The organism is Agromyces solani (assembly GCF_058349925.1).
Genome location: NZ_JBYRER010000001.1, coordinates 595401 through 614084, shown reverse-complemented (window position 1 = coordinate 614084; position 18684 = coordinate 595401). Strand labels below are relative to the sequence as shown.

15 protein-coding genes are annotated in these 18684 nt (G+C 74.2%); 6 read left to right on the top strand and 9 right to left on the bottom strand.

Annotation, left to right across the window (positions count from 1 at the left end; all coding sequences use genetic code 11):
* Positions 1–183: 183 nt before the first annotated feature.
* The 4 genes from AC3RJ7_RS02860 to AC3RJ7_RS02845 all read right to left on the bottom strand — a co-directional run bounded on the left by AC3RJ7_RS02860 (position 184) and on the right by AC3RJ7_RS02845 (position 5414).
* Positions 184–2553, bottom strand: a complete 2370-nt coding sequence (locus AC3RJ7_RS02860; RefSeq protein ID WP_491454341.1) for an Ig-like domain-containing protein — start codon at positions 2551–2553, stop codon at positions 184–186.
* A 264-nt stretch (positions 2554–2817) separates the two neighbouring features.
* A complete protein-coding gene (locus AC3RJ7_RS02855; protein ID WP_491454340.1) occupies positions 2818–3222 on the bottom strand; it encodes a hypothetical protein in 405 nt (134 codons plus the stop codon).
* Position 3223: 1 nt separating this feature from the next.
* On the bottom strand, positions 3224–3601 hold the full coding sequence (locus tag AC3RJ7_RS02850) for a DUF6620 family protein (protein ID WP_491454339.1): 378 nt from the start codon (positions 3599–3601) through the stop codon (positions 3224–3226).
* 121 nt (positions 3602–3722) lie between these two features.
* Complete coding sequence (locus tag AC3RJ7_RS02845; protein ID WP_491454338.1) at positions 3723–5414, bottom strand: Ig-like domain-containing protein; 1692 nt, start codon at positions 5412–5414, stop codon at positions 3723–3725.
* Between the two features lie 275 nt (positions 5415–5689).
* On the opposite strand from AC3RJ7_RS02845, the gene AC3RJ7_RS02840 reads away from it, so the two are divergent.
* Positions 5690–8380 (top strand): helix-turn-helix transcriptional regulator, encoded by a 2691-nt coding sequence (locus AC3RJ7_RS02840; RefSeq protein ID WP_491454337.1) that lies wholly within the window; start codon positions 5690–5692, stop codon positions 8378–8380.
* 51 nt (positions 8381–8431) lie between these two features.
* Here AC3RJ7_RS02840 and AC3RJ7_RS02835 read toward each other — a convergent pair whose 3' ends face one another.
* The gene (locus AC3RJ7_RS02835) at positions 8432–8788 is read right to left on the bottom strand and encodes a group I truncated hemoglobin (protein ID WP_491454336.1); all 357 of its coding nucleotides are present in this window, start codon (positions 8786–8788) and stop codon (positions 8432–8434) included.
* 102 nt (positions 8789–8890) lie between these two features.
* Between AC3RJ7_RS02835 and AC3RJ7_RS02830 the strand changes: the two genes are divergently transcribed.
* Together AC3RJ7_RS02830 and AC3RJ7_RS02825 are read left to right on the top strand one after the other, a co-directional pair.
* Entirely contained in the window at positions 8891–9658 is a 768-nt protein-coding gene (locus tag AC3RJ7_RS02830; RefSeq protein WP_491454335.1) for a spermidine synthase, read from the top strand.
* A 49-nt stretch (positions 9659–9707) separates the two neighbouring features.
* Positions 9708–10577, top strand: a complete 870-nt coding sequence (locus AC3RJ7_RS02825) for a spermidine synthase (protein WP_491454334.1) — start codon at positions 9708–9710, stop codon at positions 10575–10577.
* Positions 10578–10589: 12 nt separating this feature from the next.
* On the opposite strand, the gene AC3RJ7_RS02820 is transcribed toward AC3RJ7_RS02825, so the two are convergent.
* Genes AC3RJ7_RS02820 through AC3RJ7_RS02810 form a run of 3 tightly spaced genes read right to left on the bottom strand, consistent with a single transcriptional unit; the run spans position 10590 to position 12861 of the window.
* Positions 10590–11453 carry a 5-oxoprolinase subunit C family protein gene (locus AC3RJ7_RS02820; RefSeq protein WP_491454333.1) on the bottom strand — a complete coding sequence of 288 codons (864 nt, stop codon included), beginning with the start codon at positions 11451–11453 and terminating at the stop codon, positions 10590–10592.
* Positions 11453–12103, bottom strand: a complete 651-nt coding sequence (locus AC3RJ7_RS02815) for a 5-oxoprolinase subunit B family protein (protein WP_491454332.1) — start codon at positions 12101–12103, stop codon at positions 11453–11455. The genes AC3RJ7_RS02820 and AC3RJ7_RS02815 overlap by 1 nt, the downstream gene beginning before the upstream one ends.
* Positions 12100–12861 carry a LamB/YcsF family protein gene (locus AC3RJ7_RS02810; protein WP_491454331.1) on the bottom strand — a complete coding sequence of 254 codons (762 nt, stop codon included), beginning with the start codon at positions 12859–12861 and terminating at the stop codon, positions 12100–12102. Before AC3RJ7_RS02810 ends, AC3RJ7_RS02815 begins: the two co-directional genes overlap by 4 nt.
* Before the next feature lie 51 nt (positions 12862–12912).
* On the opposite strand from AC3RJ7_RS02810, the gene AC3RJ7_RS02805 reads away from it, so the two are divergent.
* From AC3RJ7_RS02805 to AC3RJ7_RS02795, 3 genes are all read left to right on the top strand, one after another.
* Positions 12913–14145, top strand: coding sequence for a PQQ-dependent sugar dehydrogenase (locus tag AC3RJ7_RS02805; protein WP_491454330.1), 1233 nt, complete (start codon positions 12913–12915; stop codon positions 14143–14145).
* 81 nt (positions 14146–14226) lie between these two features.
* A complete protein-coding gene (locus AC3RJ7_RS02800) occupies positions 14227–14724 on the top strand; it encodes a SprT-like domain-containing protein (protein ID WP_491454329.1) in 498 nt (165 codons plus the stop codon).
* 95 nt (positions 14725–14819) lie between these two features.
* A complete protein-coding gene (locus tag AC3RJ7_RS02795) occupies positions 14820–15509 on the top strand; it encodes a CGNR zinc finger domain-containing protein (protein ID WP_491454328.1) in 690 nt (229 codons plus the stop codon).
* Positions 15510–15622: 113 nt separating this feature from the next.
* Here the strand turns inward: AC3RJ7_RS02795 and AC3RJ7_RS02790 are convergent, their stop codons facing one another.
* Positions 15623–18676 carry a hypothetical protein gene (locus tag AC3RJ7_RS02790; protein WP_491454327.1) on the bottom strand — a complete coding sequence of 1018 codons (3054 nt, stop codon included), beginning with the start codon at positions 18674–18676 and terminating at the stop codon, positions 15623–15625.
* Between the last annotated feature and the right edge of the window lie 8 nt (positions 18677–18684).

The following is an 18684-nucleotide window of genomic DNA, read 5'->3' as shown; positions in this document are numbered from 1 at the left end:
CGACCGCAATATGAAGGCATGGTGGGTCTGGGAGCGCAAACCTCAACTATATGCGATCCGACACGCGAAGTCCAGTTGGATTCTTGATTTGTTCGCGGATGTCCGGTATAACCCCGCGAACGGCTCGATTCGAGGATGCCGAGAGGGGCCGATTCCCTCGGGAACCGGCCCCTCTCGCCCGGATCAGCGGCTGCTGCCGCGGCGGCGCAGGCGGGCGGCGACGAGCGCCACGAGCCCCAGCATCACGGCGAGGGCGGATGCCTCGGCCGCGCCCCGCAGGTCGGAGCCGGTCTCGGCGAGGGTCGAGTCGTCGACGTCGTCGGCGGCGGGGGCGTCGGCCGGCGTCGCTTCCTCGGGGCGAGTCGGGGCGGCCGCGTCGTCGCCGGCGGGTACGGCGGGCGAGTCGTCGCCGGGCTCGGCCGGCGTGGTCGGGTCCGTCGGCTCACCGGGCTCGGTCGGGTCGGTCGGATCGGTCGGATCCGTCGGGTCCGTCGGATCGGTCGGATCGGTCGGATCGGTCGGATCGGTCGGATCGGTCGGGTCGGTGGGGTCAGTCGGGTCGGTCGGGCCGGTCGGGCCGCCCGCCTCCTCGCCCAGCACCGTGATGGCGACCGTGGCGTAGCGGGTGCCGCCCTCGGTCGTCACGAAGTAGTAGAACGAGTCGGGCCCGGTGTAACCGGTCGCCGGAATGTAGGCGAACGAGCCGTCCTCGCCGAACTGGAGGGTGCCGTGCTCCGGCTCGGCCGCCTGGCGGCCGATCGTGAAGGGCAGCCCGTCGGGGATGAGGTCGTTGGCGAGCACCCCCGGTGCTGCGACCTCGAGCGGCTGGCCGGCCACGGCGAAGTACGCGTCGTCGCTGCCGTAGGTCGGCGCCTCATCCGAGGCGGTGACGACCACTCGCGCCCAGGATGCCACCCGGGACGCGCCGTCCGTGATGTCGAAGCCGAACGAGTCGGTGCCGACGTAACCGGCCTCGGGCGTGTACGTGAACGAGCCGTCCGCGTTCAGGTCGATCGTGCCGTGCGCGGCGTCCCAGCCGATGAGCACGGAGAGTTCGTCGCCGTCGCCGTCGAGGTCGTTGGCGAGCACTCCCGGGGCACTGACGACCAGCGACGAGCCGGACTCGACGGTGAACCAGTCCTCCGTCGGCACCGGCGGGGTGTTCGCCGTCGAGTCGGCCGGAACGACCTCGAACTCGACCTCCGCCTCGCTCGACGAGCTCAGGCCGTGTTCGTCGCGGATGCGGTAGGTGCCGCGGTCGATGCCCGTGAAGCCGGCCGGCGGGGTGTACATCAGGAACCCGGCTCCCCAGTTCCACTCGCCTGCCGGGCTCTCACCGGTCAGGTGGAACTCGATCTCGTCGCCGTCGGGGTCGAGGTCGTTCGCGAACGGGCCGGGCGCGGGGATGTAGAGCGTCTCGCCGGCCTTCGCGACGAAGTGGTCGTCGACGGGAACCGGGCGGTGGTTGGTCGAACCGTCCCCGACCTGCAGCTCGACCGCGACCGACTTGCTGAGGTAGCCGTGGGAGTCCTTCGCACGGTAATGGAACACCTCGGTGCCCGTGTACCCGGGCTGTGGCGTGTAGACGAAGCCGCCGTTCGCCGCCCAGACGAGATCCCCGGTCAGCCCGGTGGGGTCGACGACGACCTCGAGCGTGTCGCCGGGCTCCGAGTCGCTGTCGTTGAAGAGCAGTCCGGGCGCCTTGATCGAGAGCATCGTGTCCTTCACGACGCCGAACACGTCGGGCACCGCGACCGGCGCCTCGGGGATCGCGTCGGGGCCGGAGGGCTCGACGCCCTCGTCGGCAGGGTAGAGCCAGAGCGTCGCGTCGCTGCAGCCGGCCGCCGTGCAGACGCGGTACGTGAGGGAGAAGGTGTTCGGGTACTCGTTCTCCGAGTCGGCGAAGAACCCGCCGCCCAGGCCGAGCAAGGTCACCTGCCCGTTCGAGATCTGCGCGCCGTCCGGGAACTCGAGGGAGGTGACGGCCTCACCGCCGAGCTGGTCGTTCGCCAGCAGGCCCATGTAGTCGGCGACGTAGAGCGGGCTCCCCGGGGTGTAGAGGTACGTGTCGTCGGCGGCGACGGGCGAGGCGGCGAGCTCGGCGGTGCCCAGCGGGTCGAGCGCGAGGGACGGCGCGGCGGTCCGCTCGTACGGTTCGTCGGTCTGGATCTCGGCATCCGACGATTCGTTGCCGGTGCTCTCGCCGGCGGGCTCCTCGACCGGGGTCTCGGCATCCTCGTCAGCGGCGGCCTCCTCGGTCGCAGCATCCTCGGTCGCAACATCCTCTACCGGGACCTCCTCGGCCGGCGCCTCCTCGGCGGGCGCATCGCTCGGCGCCGCTTCGACCTGGTCGGTCGTTTCAGCGACGGTCTCCGCGGTCTCGGGCGCCGCGGTCGCAGGGGCGGTGCTCCCGGCCGGAGCGACCTCCTCGGCGCTCGCGGCGAGCGGTGCGCCCGCGGTGACGACGGCGACGGCCATCGCGAGGCCGGCGATGCGGGCGGCCGCTCGTCGCGGCATCCCCTCGTCGGCTGAGTGGTGGTCTCGGAATCGCATCGGTCTCTGCTTTCGTGGTCGTGGTGATCGGTCGGGGTCCGCGGGCGCGGGTCCGGTCGTCATGAGCATGTCGGCGTCGGCCGCCCAGCCGGATGGGCACCGGATGCTCATCTCGGCGCGGCGATTGCTCACCTGCCCGGGGGATTGCTCAGGGGGTCGCCGGGACGTCGTCCGGGCACGGAGAAGCCCCCGCCGTCCGGGTGTCGGCGGGGGCTCCGGTGGGCGACGGAGGCTCGGGTCGTCCGTCGTCCGGGCGGGGCGGGCTCAGCCGCCCCACTCGACGCGCACCGTGTCGGGACGCCCCGGCACGAGGCTCACGTCGAGGACTGCGCCGGGCACGGCCCGGGCCAGGTGCAGCGGCGCGAGCTGCTCGGTGCGACTGACCGGCAGCGGCACGCCGCCCGGCATGAGCACGTGCAGGTCGAGCTCGACGATCGAGTTCATGCCGATCATCATCGGCAACTGCCGCGCGTCGAGGATCGTCGCCGTCGTGCGGAGCCGCTGCGCCTCGAGCCCGGGCTCGGCCTGGGCCGGCATCGACGCGGCCATCATGCGGCTCGCCTGCTCCATGGAGGCCTTGGCCTGCGCCATGCTCGCGCCGACGTCCAGTCGCTGCTGGGCCTCGTAGCCCTGACGCGTCAGCGTCGCGAGGTCGCGGAGGAAGCCCATGTCACACCGCCTGGTAGATCTCGTTGAAGCGCCGCCCGACCCCGCGGTCGGACTGGATGCGCGAGGCCCAGCCGGCGGCGGCCGACTCCCACGAGGCCGCGTCGATGCCGAACATCGCGGCGACGGCCGGCAGCTTCGAGGCGTCGTAGCCGTAGGCGGCGATGCCCTTCGAGATGCGCGCGTAGCGGTCGAGGTCGACGCCGGCGATCGGCTCGAGGTTGCCGGGCTGCGGCTCGGCGGTCATCGTCTGCACGGCCTGGATGTCCATCTGCTGGCGGTACTGCTCGGACTGCGCCTGGAGCTGGTTCGCCTGGTCGATGAGGCCGGGAGCGGCCTTCACCATCTCGGCCATGTCGCCGAACTGCTTGAAGAGGTTCATGATCGTTTTCCTTCCGGGTGGTGCTGGTGAGTGGGTGTTCGGTTGTCGGTGTTCGGTTGTCGTGTCCGGTGGTACGGGGCCGGATGCCTCGGGGCTCGGGGTGCCCGAGGCATCCGGCGGCTCATTCGGCCCCGCGGCGCCGCTTCGCGGCGACGAGGCTCGCGCCGATGACGATCGCGAGCAGCGGGATGCCGAGGATCGGGCCGAGGTCGAAGCCGGTCTCGGCGAGCGCGGCGGCCGGCTCGGCGTCGGGCGTCGCGGTGGCGGTCGTTCGCTCGGGCGTCGTGGTCTCGTCGACGGGCTCGGTCGGCTCCTCGGGCTCGGTCGGCTCCTCCGGCTCGGTCGGCTCCTCCGGCTCGGTCGGCTCCTCCGGCTCGGTCGGCTCCTCGGGCTCGGTCGGCTCGCACTCCTCGTCCTCGGGCGAGGGCACGGCCGCGGCCGACGCGGCGAACGAAGGCGGCGTCGGTTCGTCGCCCGGCTCGCAGTCCGCGGCCGGCGCGAGCACGGCGATCGACACGATCGCCTCGGCATCGGCGACGCCGTCGACGTCGGTGACGGAGTACTCGAAGGTCTCGACCCCGGTGAATCCTGCGGGCGGGGTGTACTGGAACGAGCCGTCGGCCTTCCAGAGGATGGTGCCGTTCACGCCTTCGACGCCGTCGACCCGGATGTCGCCGGGCCCGAACGCCTCGTCGTTCGAGAGCAGGCCGGGAGCCGGCACGTCGAGGGTTGCTCCGGCGCTCGCGGTGTAATGGTCGCCGAGCGCCATCACCGAGGACGCACCCTTCTCGATCACCTCGAGGTTGAGGAACGTGCTCGACGTCTCGGTCCCGTCGCTGATCGTGTAGAGCATCGCGTCGTCGCCGACGTAGCCGGGGTCCGGCGTGTAATCGACCGTGCCGTCGGCCGCGATCGTTCCGGTGCCGTGCTGCGGCCCGAGTACCGACACGACGGTCAACGTGTCGCCGTCGAGGTCGGAGTCGTTCGAGAGCACCCCCGGTGCGGCGACGTGCAGGCTCGCATCCTGTGCGACCGGCACGGTCTCGCTCCAGGCGTTCGGGCCGTAGTTCGCCGGCTCCGTGACGTGGTAGGTGACGGTGCCCGCCACCTCGTGCTGGCCGTCGCTCACCACGTACCCGATCGAGTCGGTACCGGTGAACCCGTCGTTCGCCACGTAGCCGATCGAGCCCTCCGCCGACCAGTTGTAGAGCACACCGTGCGCGGGCGGCGTCACGGCGACGAGCACGAGCCCGTCACCGTCGGCGTCGACGTCGTTCGCGAGCACGCCGGGAGCCGTGAAGTTGAAGTACTCGCCGGCGAGCATCTCGAACGTCTCACCAGTTACGACCGGGGCGACATTCACGATTCCCGCGGGGCCGCCTTCGGCGGCGGCCTTCGCGAAGCCCGCGTGCCCCTCGGCGTCCGCCGCGGCGGCCGGCCGATGGGCGGCCTCGGCCTCCGCGGACTTCGCCACGTCCTCGGCGGGCGCCGCATCGCCGCTGATCGCGGCCGGGTCGGCCGACTCGGATCCGCCGACGGAGTCCCCGTCGCCGTCGAGCGCCGGCTCGAGCGGCGCGGTCTCGGCCGCAGTCACGCCCTCGATCGGCGTCGTCTCGGCCGGGGCCGTCGTCTCGGCCGGGGTCGTCGTGTCGGCCGCGGGAAGCTGCTCGGCGACGCCCGCCGGCAGCTCGTCGGCCGCGGCCGCCACGGCGACCGGGCCGACGACGGCGAGCGCGGCGACCGTCGCCGCGGTGAGCACCGCGGCTCGGCGACGACGGCCGCTGCCGGGGTTCGTGAATCGGAGGTTGCGCATCTCGGTTCTGCTTTCTGCTGGGAAGTCCGCGGGGCCGTTCCGGCCCGTCGAGCCGGACCGTTCGACCCGACGACATGAGATTCCCGCACCCGCCCGGGTGCACGGATGGGCACCGCCTGCTCAATCGGCGCAGCGCCGACTACTCACGAAGCGGCCGCGATTACTCAGCCCGCGCCCGAGTACTCAGTCGGGGGCGCGACGTCCGCGAGCGGACGATCCCCCCAATGCGGGGTACTGCGCTGCTGTGCATCCGGGCAATACAGTGAAGCGATCCGATGACGCGAAAGGCGGCGATGGCCCCGAACGACCCCGGAGCGGCAGCCGGCCCCGAGCCCGACCTCGACGGCCCCTGGCCGCTCGTCGGCCGCGACCCCCAGGTCTCGCGCGCCGCGGGTGCGCTGGCCTCGGGTCAGGCGCGGTCGGTCTTCCTCTACGGCCCGTCGGGCATCGGCAAGAGCCGAATCCAGTCGGCCGTCGGCGACCTGCTCGACGAGGACGGCTGGCTCGTGCTCACCGCGAGCGGCAACCCCGCCCTCTCGGCCGTGCCGTTCGCGACCGTCGCGCCGGCACTCGCCCGCGGCATCGACAACCCGGTCGTGCCGCAGGTGAGCGACCCGCTCGCGCTCTTCGCCTCGACGAGCGCGACGATCGCCCGACTCGCGGGCGGACGGCGCGCCGTCATCGCGGTCGACGATCTCTCCTCGGCCGACAGCGTGTCGGTCGCGCTCATCTCCCAGCTCGTCGCGGCCGGCACGCTCGCGCTCATCGCGACGCTGCCCGAGGGCCAGCCCGTGCCCGACGGGGTGATCCCCGTCGCCTCGTCGGCCGACTCGGTGCGCATCGACGTCCCCGCGCTCGATCTCGACGAGGTGACCGAGCTCGTCTCGGTCGTGCTCGACGCACCCATCGCGCATCGCGACGCCGTCGAGCTGCACCGCGCCTCGCACGGCAACCCCCTGTTCCTCCGCGAGCTCGTGATCGGCGCCGTCGACGCCGGCACCCTCGTCCGCGCAGGCGGACACTGGCAGCTCGAGGGCGACCCCGTCGGCACCCCCGCCCTTCGCGACCTCATCCGGGCGCGACTGCGCAACCTCGGCCCCGAGGAACGCGACGCGATCGAACGGCTCGCCCTCTGCGAGCCGCTCGGCATCGACGAGTTCGTGCGCCCGGGCGCACCCGAAGCGCTCGCCGAGCTCGAACTGCGCGGCATGATCCGCGTCGACGAGTCGGGCCACGGCATCGCCATCACCCTCGCGCACCCGCAGTACGCCGGTGCCGTGCGCGAGTCGTTGCCGCGCATCCGGGCGATCTCGGTGCTGACCGAACAGGCCGCCATCGTCGAGCGCGGACCGATGACCGTCGTCGACGAGCTGCGCATCGCCATGTGGCGGCTCGACGCCGGGCGGCCGAGCGATCCCGCGCTGCTCGCCCGTTCCGCCGACCTCGCCAGGCGCGCGCACGACCATCGCACCGCCGTGCGGCTCGCCGCGGCCGCGGTCGCCGCCGGCGCGGTCGACCCGGCCTCGCACATGCTCCACGCCGAGCTGCTCTGGTCGCTCGGGCGCGGCCCCGAGGCGCTCGAGGCCTTGACGCACGCCGAGGAGGCGGCGCGCGGCGAGGAGCACCCCGAGGCCCTCCTCGCCGCGATCGCGCGCATGCGTGCCGAGGTCTACGGCGGCGACCCGCTCGGCAGCGAGCGGGGCATCCGGCTGCTGGAGGAGATCGAGGAGGCCCTCCCCGAACAGCGCCAGATGCTCATGCTGAGCAAGGCGACCCTCGTGCTGCATCTCGAGCGCGCGTTCGACTCGCTCGAGATCGTCGACCGGGCCGCGGCCGAGATGGGCGACAGCCCGCTCGAGCAGGCGCTCATCGGCATGAGCCGCGCCATGCCGCTCTCGCAGTTGCAGCGCTCGCGGGAGGCCGTCGAGGCCGCCGAACTCGCGGTGGCGTACGCCGAGACCGAGGGCGCCGTGATCCCGAAGCGGCGAGCGCAGCTCGCGCTCGCGCACGCACTCGTCGAGGGCGACCGGTACGCCGAGGCGCGAACGGTGGTCGTCGACTCGCTGCACGACGCGATCCGCAACGACGACGAGCTGAGCGCCCGGCTCGACGAGTTCCTGATGGGGCGCATCTTCTGGGCGATGGGCCGGCTCGACACCGCGGCACGATGGTTCCGGGACACCGTGTCGGGCGCCGAGCTGCGCGGCCCGGCGTCGCTCCGCTCCCCCGCCCTGGGGTTCCTGGCGATCATCGCGTGCGAGCAGGGCGACCTCGCCGCCGCGAAGGCGTTCCGGGCCCGCATGAACGAGGGCTACGACGACCAGGACACGCTCACGGCCCTCGCCGAGGCATGGATCGCCCGCACCGAGGGCGACGTCGAGACGGCTGCGCGCCTCATGCTCGCCCGTGCCGACGACCTGCTGCCCCGCGGCGCGTACTTCGTGGTCGCGGCCTTCCTGCACCATCTCGCGCGGCTCGCGTCGCGCCCGCATGCGAAGCAGGCCGCCGAGCGGCTCGAGGCGCTCGCCGAGCTCACCGGCGCCCCCGAGATCGCGCTTCGCGCCCGGCACGCCCGCGGGGAGGCCGATGCCGACGTGGCGCTGCTGCGCGAGGTCGGAGCCGAGTGGGAGCGGCTGGGCGCCCTCGTCTTCGCGGCCGAGGCGTTCGCCTCGGCCGGGCAGGCCGCGCGCGCCGACGGGCGCGGGCGCGAGGCCTCCGCCGACCTGCAGCGGGCGGGGGCGCTCGCGGCCGCCTGCGAGGGGGCGCGCACGCCGCTGCTCGTCTTCACCGACGGCACCGAGCCGCTCACCCCGCGCGAACGGGAGATCGCCTCGCTCGCCGCGCAGGGCCTCAGCTCGAACGAGATCGCGCAGCGGCTCTTCCTGTCACCGCGCACGGTGAACAACCACCTGCAGGCGACGTACACGAAGCTCGGCATCCGCGGACGGCACGAGCTCCAGCTGTAGCTGCGGCGGTCGGGCGGACCGCGGACGCCGCCCCGCCGGACGCCGACCGGGCTACGCGCTCACGATGTCGCCGCGCATGCCCTCGAGGCGCTCGCCGACGGCACCGACCGCCTCCTTCGCGACGCCGAGGTCGGCGAGCGCGGTCATGAGGGAGGAGACGACGCGGTCGAACGCCTCGTCGGTGATGGCCATGTCGTGGTGCGCCTCGCCGATCGCGCGACCGCTGAACACCTGGGGGCCGCCGAACGCCGCGGCGAGGAACGCGCGCTGGTGGGCCTGCAACCGCTCGGTGTCGACGCCCTCGAACCAGGGGGCGAGCTCCGGGTCGGCGGCGATGCGGTGGTACATGATCGTCACCGCCGTGCGCACTCCGTCGCTGCCGCCGAGGTCGTCGTAGATCGCGTTCATCCGTCCTCCTCATCCGATCTGCTCCCAGCATGGCGGAACGCGCGCGGGGGCGCCTGAGCAATCGTTGCTCATCCCGGGCGCGATCCGTGGGACGATGCCACCGTGCCCGCCACGCCCCGCCGCATCGAGTTCGAGACCGACGTGTTCTCGGCCGGCGGCTTCACGCTCCTCGTCGACGACGTGGCCCAGTCGCACGTCGATGCGGCCGACCCGACGCGGCTCTTCTTCGAGTACGTGCGCCGCATCGGGCACGTCGTCGACGCGATGGGGCTGCCGGGCGAACCGCTGCGCGTGCTGCACCTCGGCGGCGGCGCCATGACGCTCCCCCGCTACGTCGAGGCGACCCGTCCCGGCTCGACGCAGCTCGTGGTCGAGATCGACGGCGAGCTCGCGCGGCTCGTGCAGGCCCGCCTGCCGCTGCCGGCCGGCGGCGACATCTCCGTGCGGGTCGACGACGCGGCATCCGTGGTGTCGGAGCTCGCCGGCGGCGAACGCTTCGACCTCGTCATCGTCGACCTCTACGACCGCCTCGAGGCGCCCGCCTTCGTCGAGACTCGCGAGTTCATGGGCGGATGCCTCGGGCTGCTCGCCGATCGCGGGCTGCTCGTCGTGAACGTGGCCGACGCGGCCGGCCTCGCCCGGCTGCGGGCCCAGGCGAGGGCCGTGGCGCGCGCCGACCCGGGCGCCGAGCTCCTCGTCGCGGGCGATGCGAGCGTCGTCTCCGGTGCCGAGGAGGGCAACACGGTGCTCGTCGCCGCCCCGCACGCGCCGCCGGCGCGGCTCGCCGAACGGCTGGCCGCACTCGGCCCGCACCCGGCGGCCGTGCTCGAGCGCGAGCGCCTCGACCATGCACTGTGGGGCGCCTGCTGATCGCGCTCGCGGCGCGGGCCGGCCGACCCCCGGCGGGTAGCGTGGTCGTGTGACCTCCGACCCCTCGCTCGAACGCCGCCTCGCCGTGAGCGGCCACGTCGCCCGGCTCGAGGAGTCGCGTCAGTCCCCGGGCTCGTGGACCCTGTACGTCGACGGGACCCCGCAGTCGCACGTCGAGCTCGATCGCCCCGAGTGGCTCGGCTTCGAATACGTGCGGCGCATCGGGCACGCCGTCGACCTCGTGCGCCCGGAGGGCGAGCCGATCACCGCCGTGCACCTCGGCGGGGGTGCGCTCACGCTGCCGCGGTACGTCGTCGCGACCCGGCCCGGGTCGCGGCAGCAAGTGATCGAGCTCGAGTCCGAGCTCGTCGACCTCGTGCGCGAGCACCTGCCGCTGCCGCGCGGCGCGCAACTCCGTATCCGTCACGGCGATGCCCGCGAGGTGCTCGCGAAGCTGCCCGGCGGGCTCGACGGCGCGGTCGACCTCGTCGTCGTCGACATCTTCTCGGGCGCGCGCACCCCGGCGCACGTCACGAGCACCGAGTTCTACGGCCTCGTCGTGCCGCGGCTCGCCCCCGGCGGCATCGTGGCCGTGAACGTGGCCGACGGCGCGGGCCTCGCCTTCGCACGTTCCCAGGCGGCGACGCTGTCGCACGTGTTCGAGCACGTCGCGATCGCCGCCGACACGGGCATGCTCAAGGGGCGGCGGTTCGGCAACATCGTCATGTACGCGTCCGATGCGCCGCTCCCGTTCGACCCGATGCCACGCCGGCTCGCGAGCGATCCCGCGCCGGCGAAGCTCGTCGAGGGCGACGAGCTCCGCCGCTTCATCGCGGGCGCCCCGGTCGTGACCGACGCGACCGCGGTGCCGTCGCCGCCGCCCGCGCGCTCGATCTTCCTGGCGAAACCGGGCGGCTGAACGGGGCGCGGGTCAGGCGTGGCGGAAGCGCAGCTCCTGCCCCGGCCGCAACTGCGCGACGGCGTCGAGCGAGGCGGCCGCGACGACCGCGATCACGGGGTAACCGCCCGTGACGGGCCGGTCGGCGAGCAGGATCGTCGGCTGCCCGTCGCCCGAGACCTGGATCGAGCCGGGCACCGTCGCCTCGCTCGCGAGCTCGCCCGCGACACGCCGTCGGAGCGCCGGCCCGACGAGCCGCACCCCCACCCGGTCGGCCCGCTCGGAGACCCGCCACGACGTCTCGAAGAGCGCGGCTCGCGCGGCGTCGGTGAACCAGTCGGCCCGCGGCCCCGGCCGCAGGGCGAGGGTCACCGCGTCGTCGGGCGGCGCGAAGGCCGCCTCCTGGTCCAGCAGCGGCACGGATGCCTCGGGCTCCGGTCCGATCGCGAGTTCGCGACCCGGCGTCACCGGCTCGGGACCGAGGCCGGCGAGCGTGTCGCGCGAGCGCGATCCGAGCACGGGCTCGACGTCGAAGCCGCCGCGCACCGCGAGCGCGTAGCGCAGTCCGCGCTGGGCGGCGCCGAGCTCCAGCACCGCACCGTCGGGTGCACGCACCGCGGTGTACGGCGCGACCGGCCGACCGTCGAGCGTGATCGGCCCCCACGCCCCCGCGACGGCGAACCACGTGCCGCCGCCGACGATGCGCGCGCGGAGGCCGCCGACGAGCACCTCGAGGATCGCCGCGCCGTCGGGATTGCCGACGAGCCGGTTCGCGAGTCGTGCGGCGCCCCGGTCGAGGGCTCCGGAGCCGGCGACCCCGAGGTGGGCGAGGCCCGGGCGTCCGAGGTCTTCGACGAGTGCGAGCGGGCCGACCGCGTCCACGACCAGGCGACGCATCAGCGCACCGCCTCGAATCGCACGCGGCGCCCCGGGGCGAGGAGGGCGGGATCCGGTCGATCGGGGTTCCACAGTTCGGCGTCGGTGCGGCCGATCAGGCGCCAGCCGCCCGGGCTCTCCCTCGGGTAGATCCCCGAGAACGCTCCGGCGAGCGCGACCGCCCCCGCGGGCACCCGGGTGCGCGGCGCCTCGAGGCGCGGCACCTCGATCGTCCAGTCGTCGCTGACCAGATACCCGAACCCGGGTGCGAACCCGCCGAACGCGACCCGCCACCGCGCGCCCGAGTGGCGTGCGACGAGGGATTCGACCGACCAGCCGAGGAGCGCGGCGGTCTCCTCGAGGTCGTCGCCGTCGTAGGCGACCCGCACGGTCACGGTGCCGGCGCCCCCGTCCTCCGCGGGCGCGTCGCCGACGGCGGCCGCGGGAGCGCCCGCGCCGGCCTGCGCCCGGCGCACCCACGTGGCGACCGACTCGAGCGGGAACCGCTCGGGATCGACCGCGACCAGCACCGTGCGCGCGGCGGGCACGAGCTCGACGAGGCCGGGTCGGCGGTCGGCCGACAGCGCGTCGTGCAGGGCGAGCACCTCGTCGAGCGAGTCGCACTCGACGAGGAGCGCCGCCTCGCCGCTGGGCAGCAGGCGCCCGGTCACGCGAACGCCTCGATGCGGCAGCCGGCGGACTCGAGCGCGGCGCGCACGGCGCGGGCGATCGCGACGGCGCCGGGGGTGTCGCCGTGCAGGCACAGCGAGTCGGGGCCGAGCTCGAGCCGGCTGCCGTCGTCGGCGGTGATGCCGCCCGTCTCGGCGAGCTCGAGCGCGCGGTCGGCCGCCGCCGCCGGGTCGTCGACGACCGAACCCGGCTCGCCGCGCGGGGCGAGCGACCCGTCTGCGGCATACCCGCGATCGACGAACGCCTCGCGGGCGTAGCCGAGGCCCGAGGCATCCACGGCGCGTTCGAGCGCGCTCGCGGGCGGACCGAGCACGAGGAGCGAGGCGTCGTAGCCGGCGACCGCCTCGACGAAGGCGTGCGCGGCGGCGGCATCCGCCGCGAGGCGGTGGTAGAGCGCGCCATGGGCCTTGACGTACCGCACCCGCGTGCCCGCCACGCGGGCCACGCCGTCGAGCCCGCCGAGCTGCACGACGAGTTCGGCCGCGATCTCCGCGGGCGTCGCGTCGAGCGCCCGACGGCCGAACCCGGCGAGGTCGCGATACCCGGGATGCGCGCCGAGTGCGACGCCGTGCTCGGCGGCCCGACGGGCGCTCGCGAGCATCGTCATCGGATCGCCCGCGTGGAACCCGCACGCGACGTTCGCACTCGAGACGAGGCCGAACATGGCCTCGTCGTCGCCGACGCGCCACGCGCCGAACGACTCGCCGAGGTCGCTGTTGAGGTCGATCACGGGCCGCATGCTCCCATTCTGCCGCCGACGCGAGCACACTGGGACGGGGAGGGGGACGCGATGCGTTCGGTGGCGACGACGGCCGCGCGGGCCCGGGGCGGCGTGCCCGCCGCGCGTGGATCCGCGCGTCGCACGTATCGGGGCGGCCGGCTCGTCGGCGCCGCGTGCCTCGTCGCGGCCGCGCTCACCGCGTGCACGCTGCATCAGCCGTCGCCCGGCCCGACCGCGACCGGCCCGGGTGCGAGCCCGGCGCCTGCGCCGTCGACGACCGCACCGCCGACGACGCCGGCCCCGGTGCCGCTCGAGCCGAGCGGCGAGGTCGGCGTCGTCGCCGCCGGCCTCGACGCCCCCTGGTCGATCGCGCTCGTGCCCGGCGGCGGCGTGCTCGTCTCCCAGCGCGACCGGGGCGACATCGTCGAGGTGCTGCCCGACGGCGGCCTCCGCGTCGCCGGCACGGTGCCCGGGGTGGTGCCCGCCGGCGAGGGCGGCCTCCTCGGCATCGCGCTCCGTCCGAGCGAGGCCGGCCGACCGGCGGAGCTCTACGCGTACCTCACCGCGGCCGACGACAACCGCATCGTCCGCATGCCGCTCACGGGCGCTCCGGGTGCGCTCGCGCTCGGGAAGGCCGAGCCCGTGCTCACGGGCATCCCGAAGGCCGGCAACCACAACGGCGGCCGCATCGCCTTCGGCCCCGACGGACTGCTCTACGCGACGACGGGCGACGCGGCCGTGCGGGAGGCCGCCCAGGACCCGGACTCGCTCTCGGGCAAGATCCTGCGGATGACCCCCGACGGCGGGCCCGCGCCCGGAAACCCCTTCGGCACGCGCGTCTACACGCTCGGGCACCGCAATCCCCAGGGCATCGCCTGGGACGCCTCGGGCCGGATGTGGGCCTCCGAGTTCGGGCAGGACACCTGGGACGAGCTCAACCTCGTCGAGCCGGGGGCGAACTACGGCTGGCCGGTCGTCGAGGGCGCGGCGGGCGACCCGCGCTTCGTCGACCCGGTACTGCAGTGGTCGCCGGGCGAGGCCAGCCCGAGCGGGCTCGCGGTGATCGGCGACACGCTGTTCCTCGCATCGCTCCGCGGCGAGCGCATCTGGACCGTCGCGCCGGCGAGCGGCTCCGAGCGCACCGCGACACCGTGGTTCACGGGCGAGGTCGGCCGCATCCGCGACGTCGTCGAGGCCCCCGACGGCCGGCTCTGGTTCCTCACCAACAACACCGACGGCCGGGGCTCGCCGCGCGACGGCGACGACCGCCTCCTCGCGGTCGGGCTCGTCGCGGCCGGGTGAGCACGCCGCCGCCCGGAATCCGCCCCGTTCGGGGGCCGTGCGTCCCGCCGGAACGTGGGCGGGCGGGGCTATTCTCATCCCATGGCGGATCTCGAGCGGGTCAGGCGCTGGGCCGAGGCGCTCATCGTGCTGCACCTCGACCCCGAGGTCTGGACCTTCGGGTTCGACAACGCGAAGAAGCGCGCCGGGCTCTGCAACTACACGGCGAAGCGCATCTCGGTCTCGCGGTACCTGGCCGCCCGCTACGACGACGACGAGGTCCACCAGATCCTCCTGCACGAGGTCGCCCACGCGATCGCCGGGCCGCGGGCCGGCCACGGCCCGAAGTGGGCGTCGATCGCGGCCGGCCTCGGGTTCGTCGGCCGGCGCACGCACGACGGGGAGGTCGCCCACGAGCTCGCCCCGTGGGTCGGCCGCTGCCCCGCCGGGCACGAGCACTACCGGTATCGCGAACCCACTCGCCAGCTCAGCTGCGGGCTCTGCCGGCGCGGGTTCGACGCGGCGAACCTCATCGTCTGGCGGCATCGCGAGATCACCCCGGCCGTGCGCCGCCGGGCGGCCAGCGCCGCCGCGGGCTGACGGCCGCGCGACGACGCCGAACCGTCCGTCCCGAACGTCGCCGACGGGGCCGGAGCGCGCGCTCCGAGGCATCGCCCAAGCGCTACGCTGATCGAATGCCCGTCTCCACCGTCTCGATCCCGATCGGACAATGGCTCGTTCCCGCCGAAGGCGTCAAGTGGTGGTTCGACTCGGGCTCGGTCGCCCTCGACTTCGCGACGACGGGCGCGATCGGCGGTGCGGCCGCCTCGGCGGGCGTCGAGCGGTTCCACTCCCCCGACGACCTCACCGAATGGCTGCGCGAGCGGTTCCCCGTCGCGGTCGGCCAGGCCCGCTCGCGCGACCTGTTCGACGCCGTCGCGCTCCGCGACGCGATCGCGCGCATGGCCGTCGCCGCGAGCCGGCGCGAACCCGCACGGGCGGGCGACATCGACCTCGTGAACCTCTACGCCGCGACGCCCGACGTCCCCCCGGCGCTCGGCGGCGGCACCCGCCAGGCGGGCCGCTCGGTGCACACCGTGGCGCAGGCGCTCTCGACGATCGCGCGCGACGCGGTCGACCTCTTCTCGCCGGCGAGCCTCGAGCGCATCCGCGAGTGCTCGGGCGACGACTGCGAGATCGTCTACCTCGACACCTCGCGCGCGGCGACGCGGCGCTGGTGCTCGATGCAGCGATGCGGCAACCGCGCGAAGGTGCGCGCGCACCGGGCCCGCAAGAGCGGGCGCACCGCGGCCTCGGCCGGTGCCACGCAGCTCGCCATGCCCGATCCCGAGCCCGAGCCCATCGAGCCCGACCGCGCCGCCTGACACCGAGGCCGGCGCGCCCGCTCGGCCTCATTCCGCGTCATCCCCCACCGAACGTGCACCCGTCGCCCGGGCACCGGGCGACGACGGCAGGCTCGTCGAGCACGCGGTGGTGCTCAGTCGCGACGGGATGCCTCGGTGCGGCGCCGCGGGAGCGCGAGCAGCACGCCCGCCAGGAGCAGCACGACACCGAGCCCCGCCGCGTACCAGGCGGTCTCGCCCGGGATGTCGAGGTACGTCGTGATGCCGAGGATGCGAGCGAGGCCCCACGGCAGCAGCCCCATCTCGTCGTTCCAGAGCGTGAGGGCGCGCTCGAGCCCGATCGCCCCGACGACGACCGACGGCACCACGAGGCCCGCGCCGACGGCGGCGAGCACGAAGCCGGTCGCGCGCCGCCCGCCGACCTGCGCAGCGAGCGCCCACCCCGCCGCGACGAACGCCCACGCGAAGAGCGCGAACGCGACCGCGATGTAGGCGGTGCGCAGCGCCGGGTCGGTCCAGAACGCGAACCAGTAGCCGCCGGGGCCGGTGAACGAGAGGGCGAACAGGGTCACGATGCAGCGCAGCACCACGACGCCGCCGACCGCGGCGATCACCGGCCACGGCGAACGCCGGCCGACGCACAGGCGCAGCACGAGGGCGAACACCGTCCACGCTCCGATGACGACGGCCAGATGCGTCCACGACAGGAACGAGGTCTGCACGGCGCGCGTCGCCACGAGCAGGGCGACCGGGACGAGCAGGAGCAGCCAGCGGTCGAGGTCGTCCATGCCGAGGGTCTCGAGGCGGGCGCGCCAGGGATGCGTCGACGCCGTCCACGTCGCGCGGGCGGCTGCGGCGCCGGGCCGGCGGACGAGCCTGGTCCGTGCGGCGAGCACCCCGATCACGACCCATGCGAGCGCGAGTACGAGCAGCCCGCGGGCGAACCAGGCCATGACCGCGTCGCGCTCGGCACGGTCGACGCCGAGCTGCGCGGCCTCGAGGTTGAACGCCGGATGGTCGAGGTCGCCCTCGTAGCGCTCGAGGTGCTCGGCGGCCCGCTCCTCGAAGACCGCCCGGTCGGCCTCCCACGCCTCCCGTGCGGTCGGAGCCAGCGTGTCGTGCCACTCGCCCTGGTGCAGGATCATCGCGCGGTACGCCTCGAGGAGGCGGAGGGTGTCGAGCTCGTAGTCGAGCGTCGAGACGAACGCGTCGCGCAGCTCGGGCGAGCGCCAGCTCGCGGCGTCCGTCGCCGTGACGAGGTCGCGCATCTCCTCGACGGCGGCGACCGCCTCGGCGCCGCTCGCGATCGCCGCCTCGACCCCGGATGCGCCGTCGCCGCCGGCCGAGTCGCGGACGATCGAGTACATGACGTCGAGCACGGCCGAGTCGCCGGTGAGGATGTCCCACTCGAAGATCCACATCATGGGCGGCGGCTCGAGCCCGATGGCGAAGACTCGCTGCTCGGCGAACTGCTCGACGTACATGCCCTGCTCGATCGCCGCCCGCGACCGGGTCATCGCGGCGACGATCGCCTCGACGGTCTCGGGGTCGTCGGAGAACCACTCCCGCGCCCAGTCGGCGGTGATCGCGGCGACGTCGGCGTCGGGGTCGCGGGCGAGGTCGGCGGCGAGCTGCGTGTTCAGCTCGTACAGCTCCCAGAACCCCGCCTTGAGGTAGAGCGTCATGGGGCCGGCCCGCCACGGGCCGCCGTCCTGGGTCCACACCCACACGCCCTCGATGCGGTCGTTCGCCGCGAGGAGCTGCTGCAGGGCCCACTGGTACTGCGTGCCGAGGTCGTTGGGGAACGCCCCGAAGTTCTCGAACTCCCGGCGGCTCTGGAACTCGACGATGCGCCGCTGATCGCCCTGCTCGAGCGTGTGGTTGAGCGGCAGCCACGAGTAGAAGTCGCCGAGCGTGTACTTCGTCGAGACGATGAGCGCGGGCGAGTCGATGCCGTCGAGCACCGCCTCGTACGAGGCGTCGTTGGTGTGCATGTCGCCGACCGCGCCGACGCCGACGCTCCAGGTGCGGAAGACCACCTCGCGGTCGGCGGCCTCGGCCTGGCCCGTGAACGCCTCGAGCATCGTGCGCACCGCGTCGACCGTGGTCACCTCGAGCGCCGAGTAGTAGTCCCAGCCGCCGACGTCGTAGATCGCTCCGGCCTCGCCGATGCGTATGAGCACGCCGTCGAGGGCGGGCACGGCCTCGTAGAGCTCGTCGAGTCCCGCGGTGTAGACGTCCCAGAACCCCGGGGCCTCCGTGTCGAGCGAGCCGAAGCGGTCGGTGAGGTAGCGCTCGAGCGGCCCCGTGAGGGCGAGCATGTCGGTGCGCAGGAAGACCTGCACGCCGAGCTGGTCGGCGCGCTCCCAGAACGGGGCGAAGGCGTCGCGGAGCGCGATCGCCTTGTCGCGGTGGTCGTCGCCGTCGGCGTACACCGCACCGTCGGGCGCGCCGTCGAACGTCACGTACTCGACGAAGCCCGGGAACGCGACCGCGTTGAAGCCGTTCGCGAGCGAGTGCCGGAGGAACCCGTCGAAGTCGTCGAACGCCTCGGCGAGCGCGGCCTCGTCGATGTAGGGCGCCTCGGGCTGCACGACCGCGGCGAACGCCTTCGACGCGTGCGAGTAGTCGTCGCCCGACTCCCACTCGGCCGGGTCGGGCGCGACGCCGACGGCGCCGAGGTCGGTCATGCGCAACGGCAGTCGCGAGGGTTCGTGCGCGCCGACGAGGTCGGCGATCGACGCGGCGGCGCGCACCTGCGCGGCGAGGTCGTAGATCGCCCGCACCGCGCCGGTCTCGGTGTCGGCGAGGATGCGCAGTGCCGAGGCATCCCCGCGCAGTTCGTACCCGTCGTCGCCCGGACCGGATTCGACCTCCTGCCTCGGGACGACCTCGACGACGACCGAGGCTTCGCCCTCGCGCACGGGTGCGTCGGCGACCGCGTCGAGCAGTTCGTCGACGGCGACGCCGAACCGCACCGTGTCTGGCACGTCGAGCGTCGTGAACTCGGGCGGGGGCACGGGCGCCTCCACCTCGGGCACGACCGCGGCGGCCGGCCGCATCTGCTCGCTCGGCTCGGTGCGGATGCCGAGGGCGTCGCCGACCGCGAAGGCGGCGCCGAGCCCGAGCCCGACCAGCACGACGGCGGTGACGACCGCGAGGATGCCCCGCCTGGTCGCCGTCGTCATGAGCAGAT

What these genes read in the sequence shown, in the direction of transcription:
- AC3RJ7_RS02835 (WP_491454336.1), bottom strand. Translation starts at nt 8,788, where the DNA reads ATGAACGCGATCTACGACGACCTCGGCGGCAGCGACGGAGTGCGCACG.
- AC3RJ7_RS02795 (WP_491454328.1), top strand. Translation starts at nt 14,820, where the DNA reads ATGCCCGTCTCCACCGTCTCGATCCCGATCGGACAATGGCTCGTTCCC.
- AC3RJ7_RS02820 (WP_491454333.1), bottom strand. Translation starts at nt 11,453, where the DNA reads ATGCGTCGCCTGGTCGTGGACGCGGTCGGCCCGCTCGCACTCGTCGAA.
- AC3RJ7_RS02845 (WP_491454338.1), bottom strand. Translation starts at nt 5,414, where the DNA reads ATGCGCAACCTCCGATTCACGAACCCCGGCAGCGGCCGTCGTCGCCGA.
- AC3RJ7_RS02855 (WP_491454340.1), bottom strand. Translation starts at nt 3,222, where the DNA reads ATGGGCTTCCTCCGCGACCTCGCGACGCTGACGCGTCAGGGCTACGAG.
- AC3RJ7_RS02840 (WP_491454337.1), top strand. Translation starts at nt 5,690, where the DNA reads ATGACGCGAAAGGCGGCGATGGCCCCGAACGACCCCGGAGCGGCAGCC.
- AC3RJ7_RS02790 (WP_491454327.1), bottom strand. Translation starts at nt 18,676, where the DNA reads ATGACGACGGCGACCAGGCGGGGCATCCTCGCGGTCGTCACCGCCGTC.
- AC3RJ7_RS02805 (WP_491454330.1), top strand. Translation starts at nt 12,913, where the DNA reads ATGCGTTCGGTGGCGACGACGGCCGCGCGGGCCCGGGGCGGCGTGCCC.
- AC3RJ7_RS02850 (WP_491454339.1), bottom strand. Translation starts at nt 3,601, where the DNA reads ATGAACCTCTTCAAGCAGTTCGGCGACATGGCCGAGATGGTGAAGGCC.
- AC3RJ7_RS02860 (WP_491454341.1), bottom strand. Translation starts at nt 2,553, where the DNA reads ATGCGATTCCGAGACCACCACTCAGCCGACGAGGGGATGCCGCGACGA.
- AC3RJ7_RS02810 (WP_491454331.1), bottom strand. Translation starts at nt 12,861, where the DNA reads ATGCGGCCCGTGATCGACCTCAACAGCGACCTCGGCGAGTCGTTCGGC.
- AC3RJ7_RS02800 (WP_491454329.1), top strand. Translation starts at nt 14,227, where the DNA reads ATGGCGGATCTCGAGCGGGTCAGGCGCTGGGCCGAGGCGCTCATCGTG.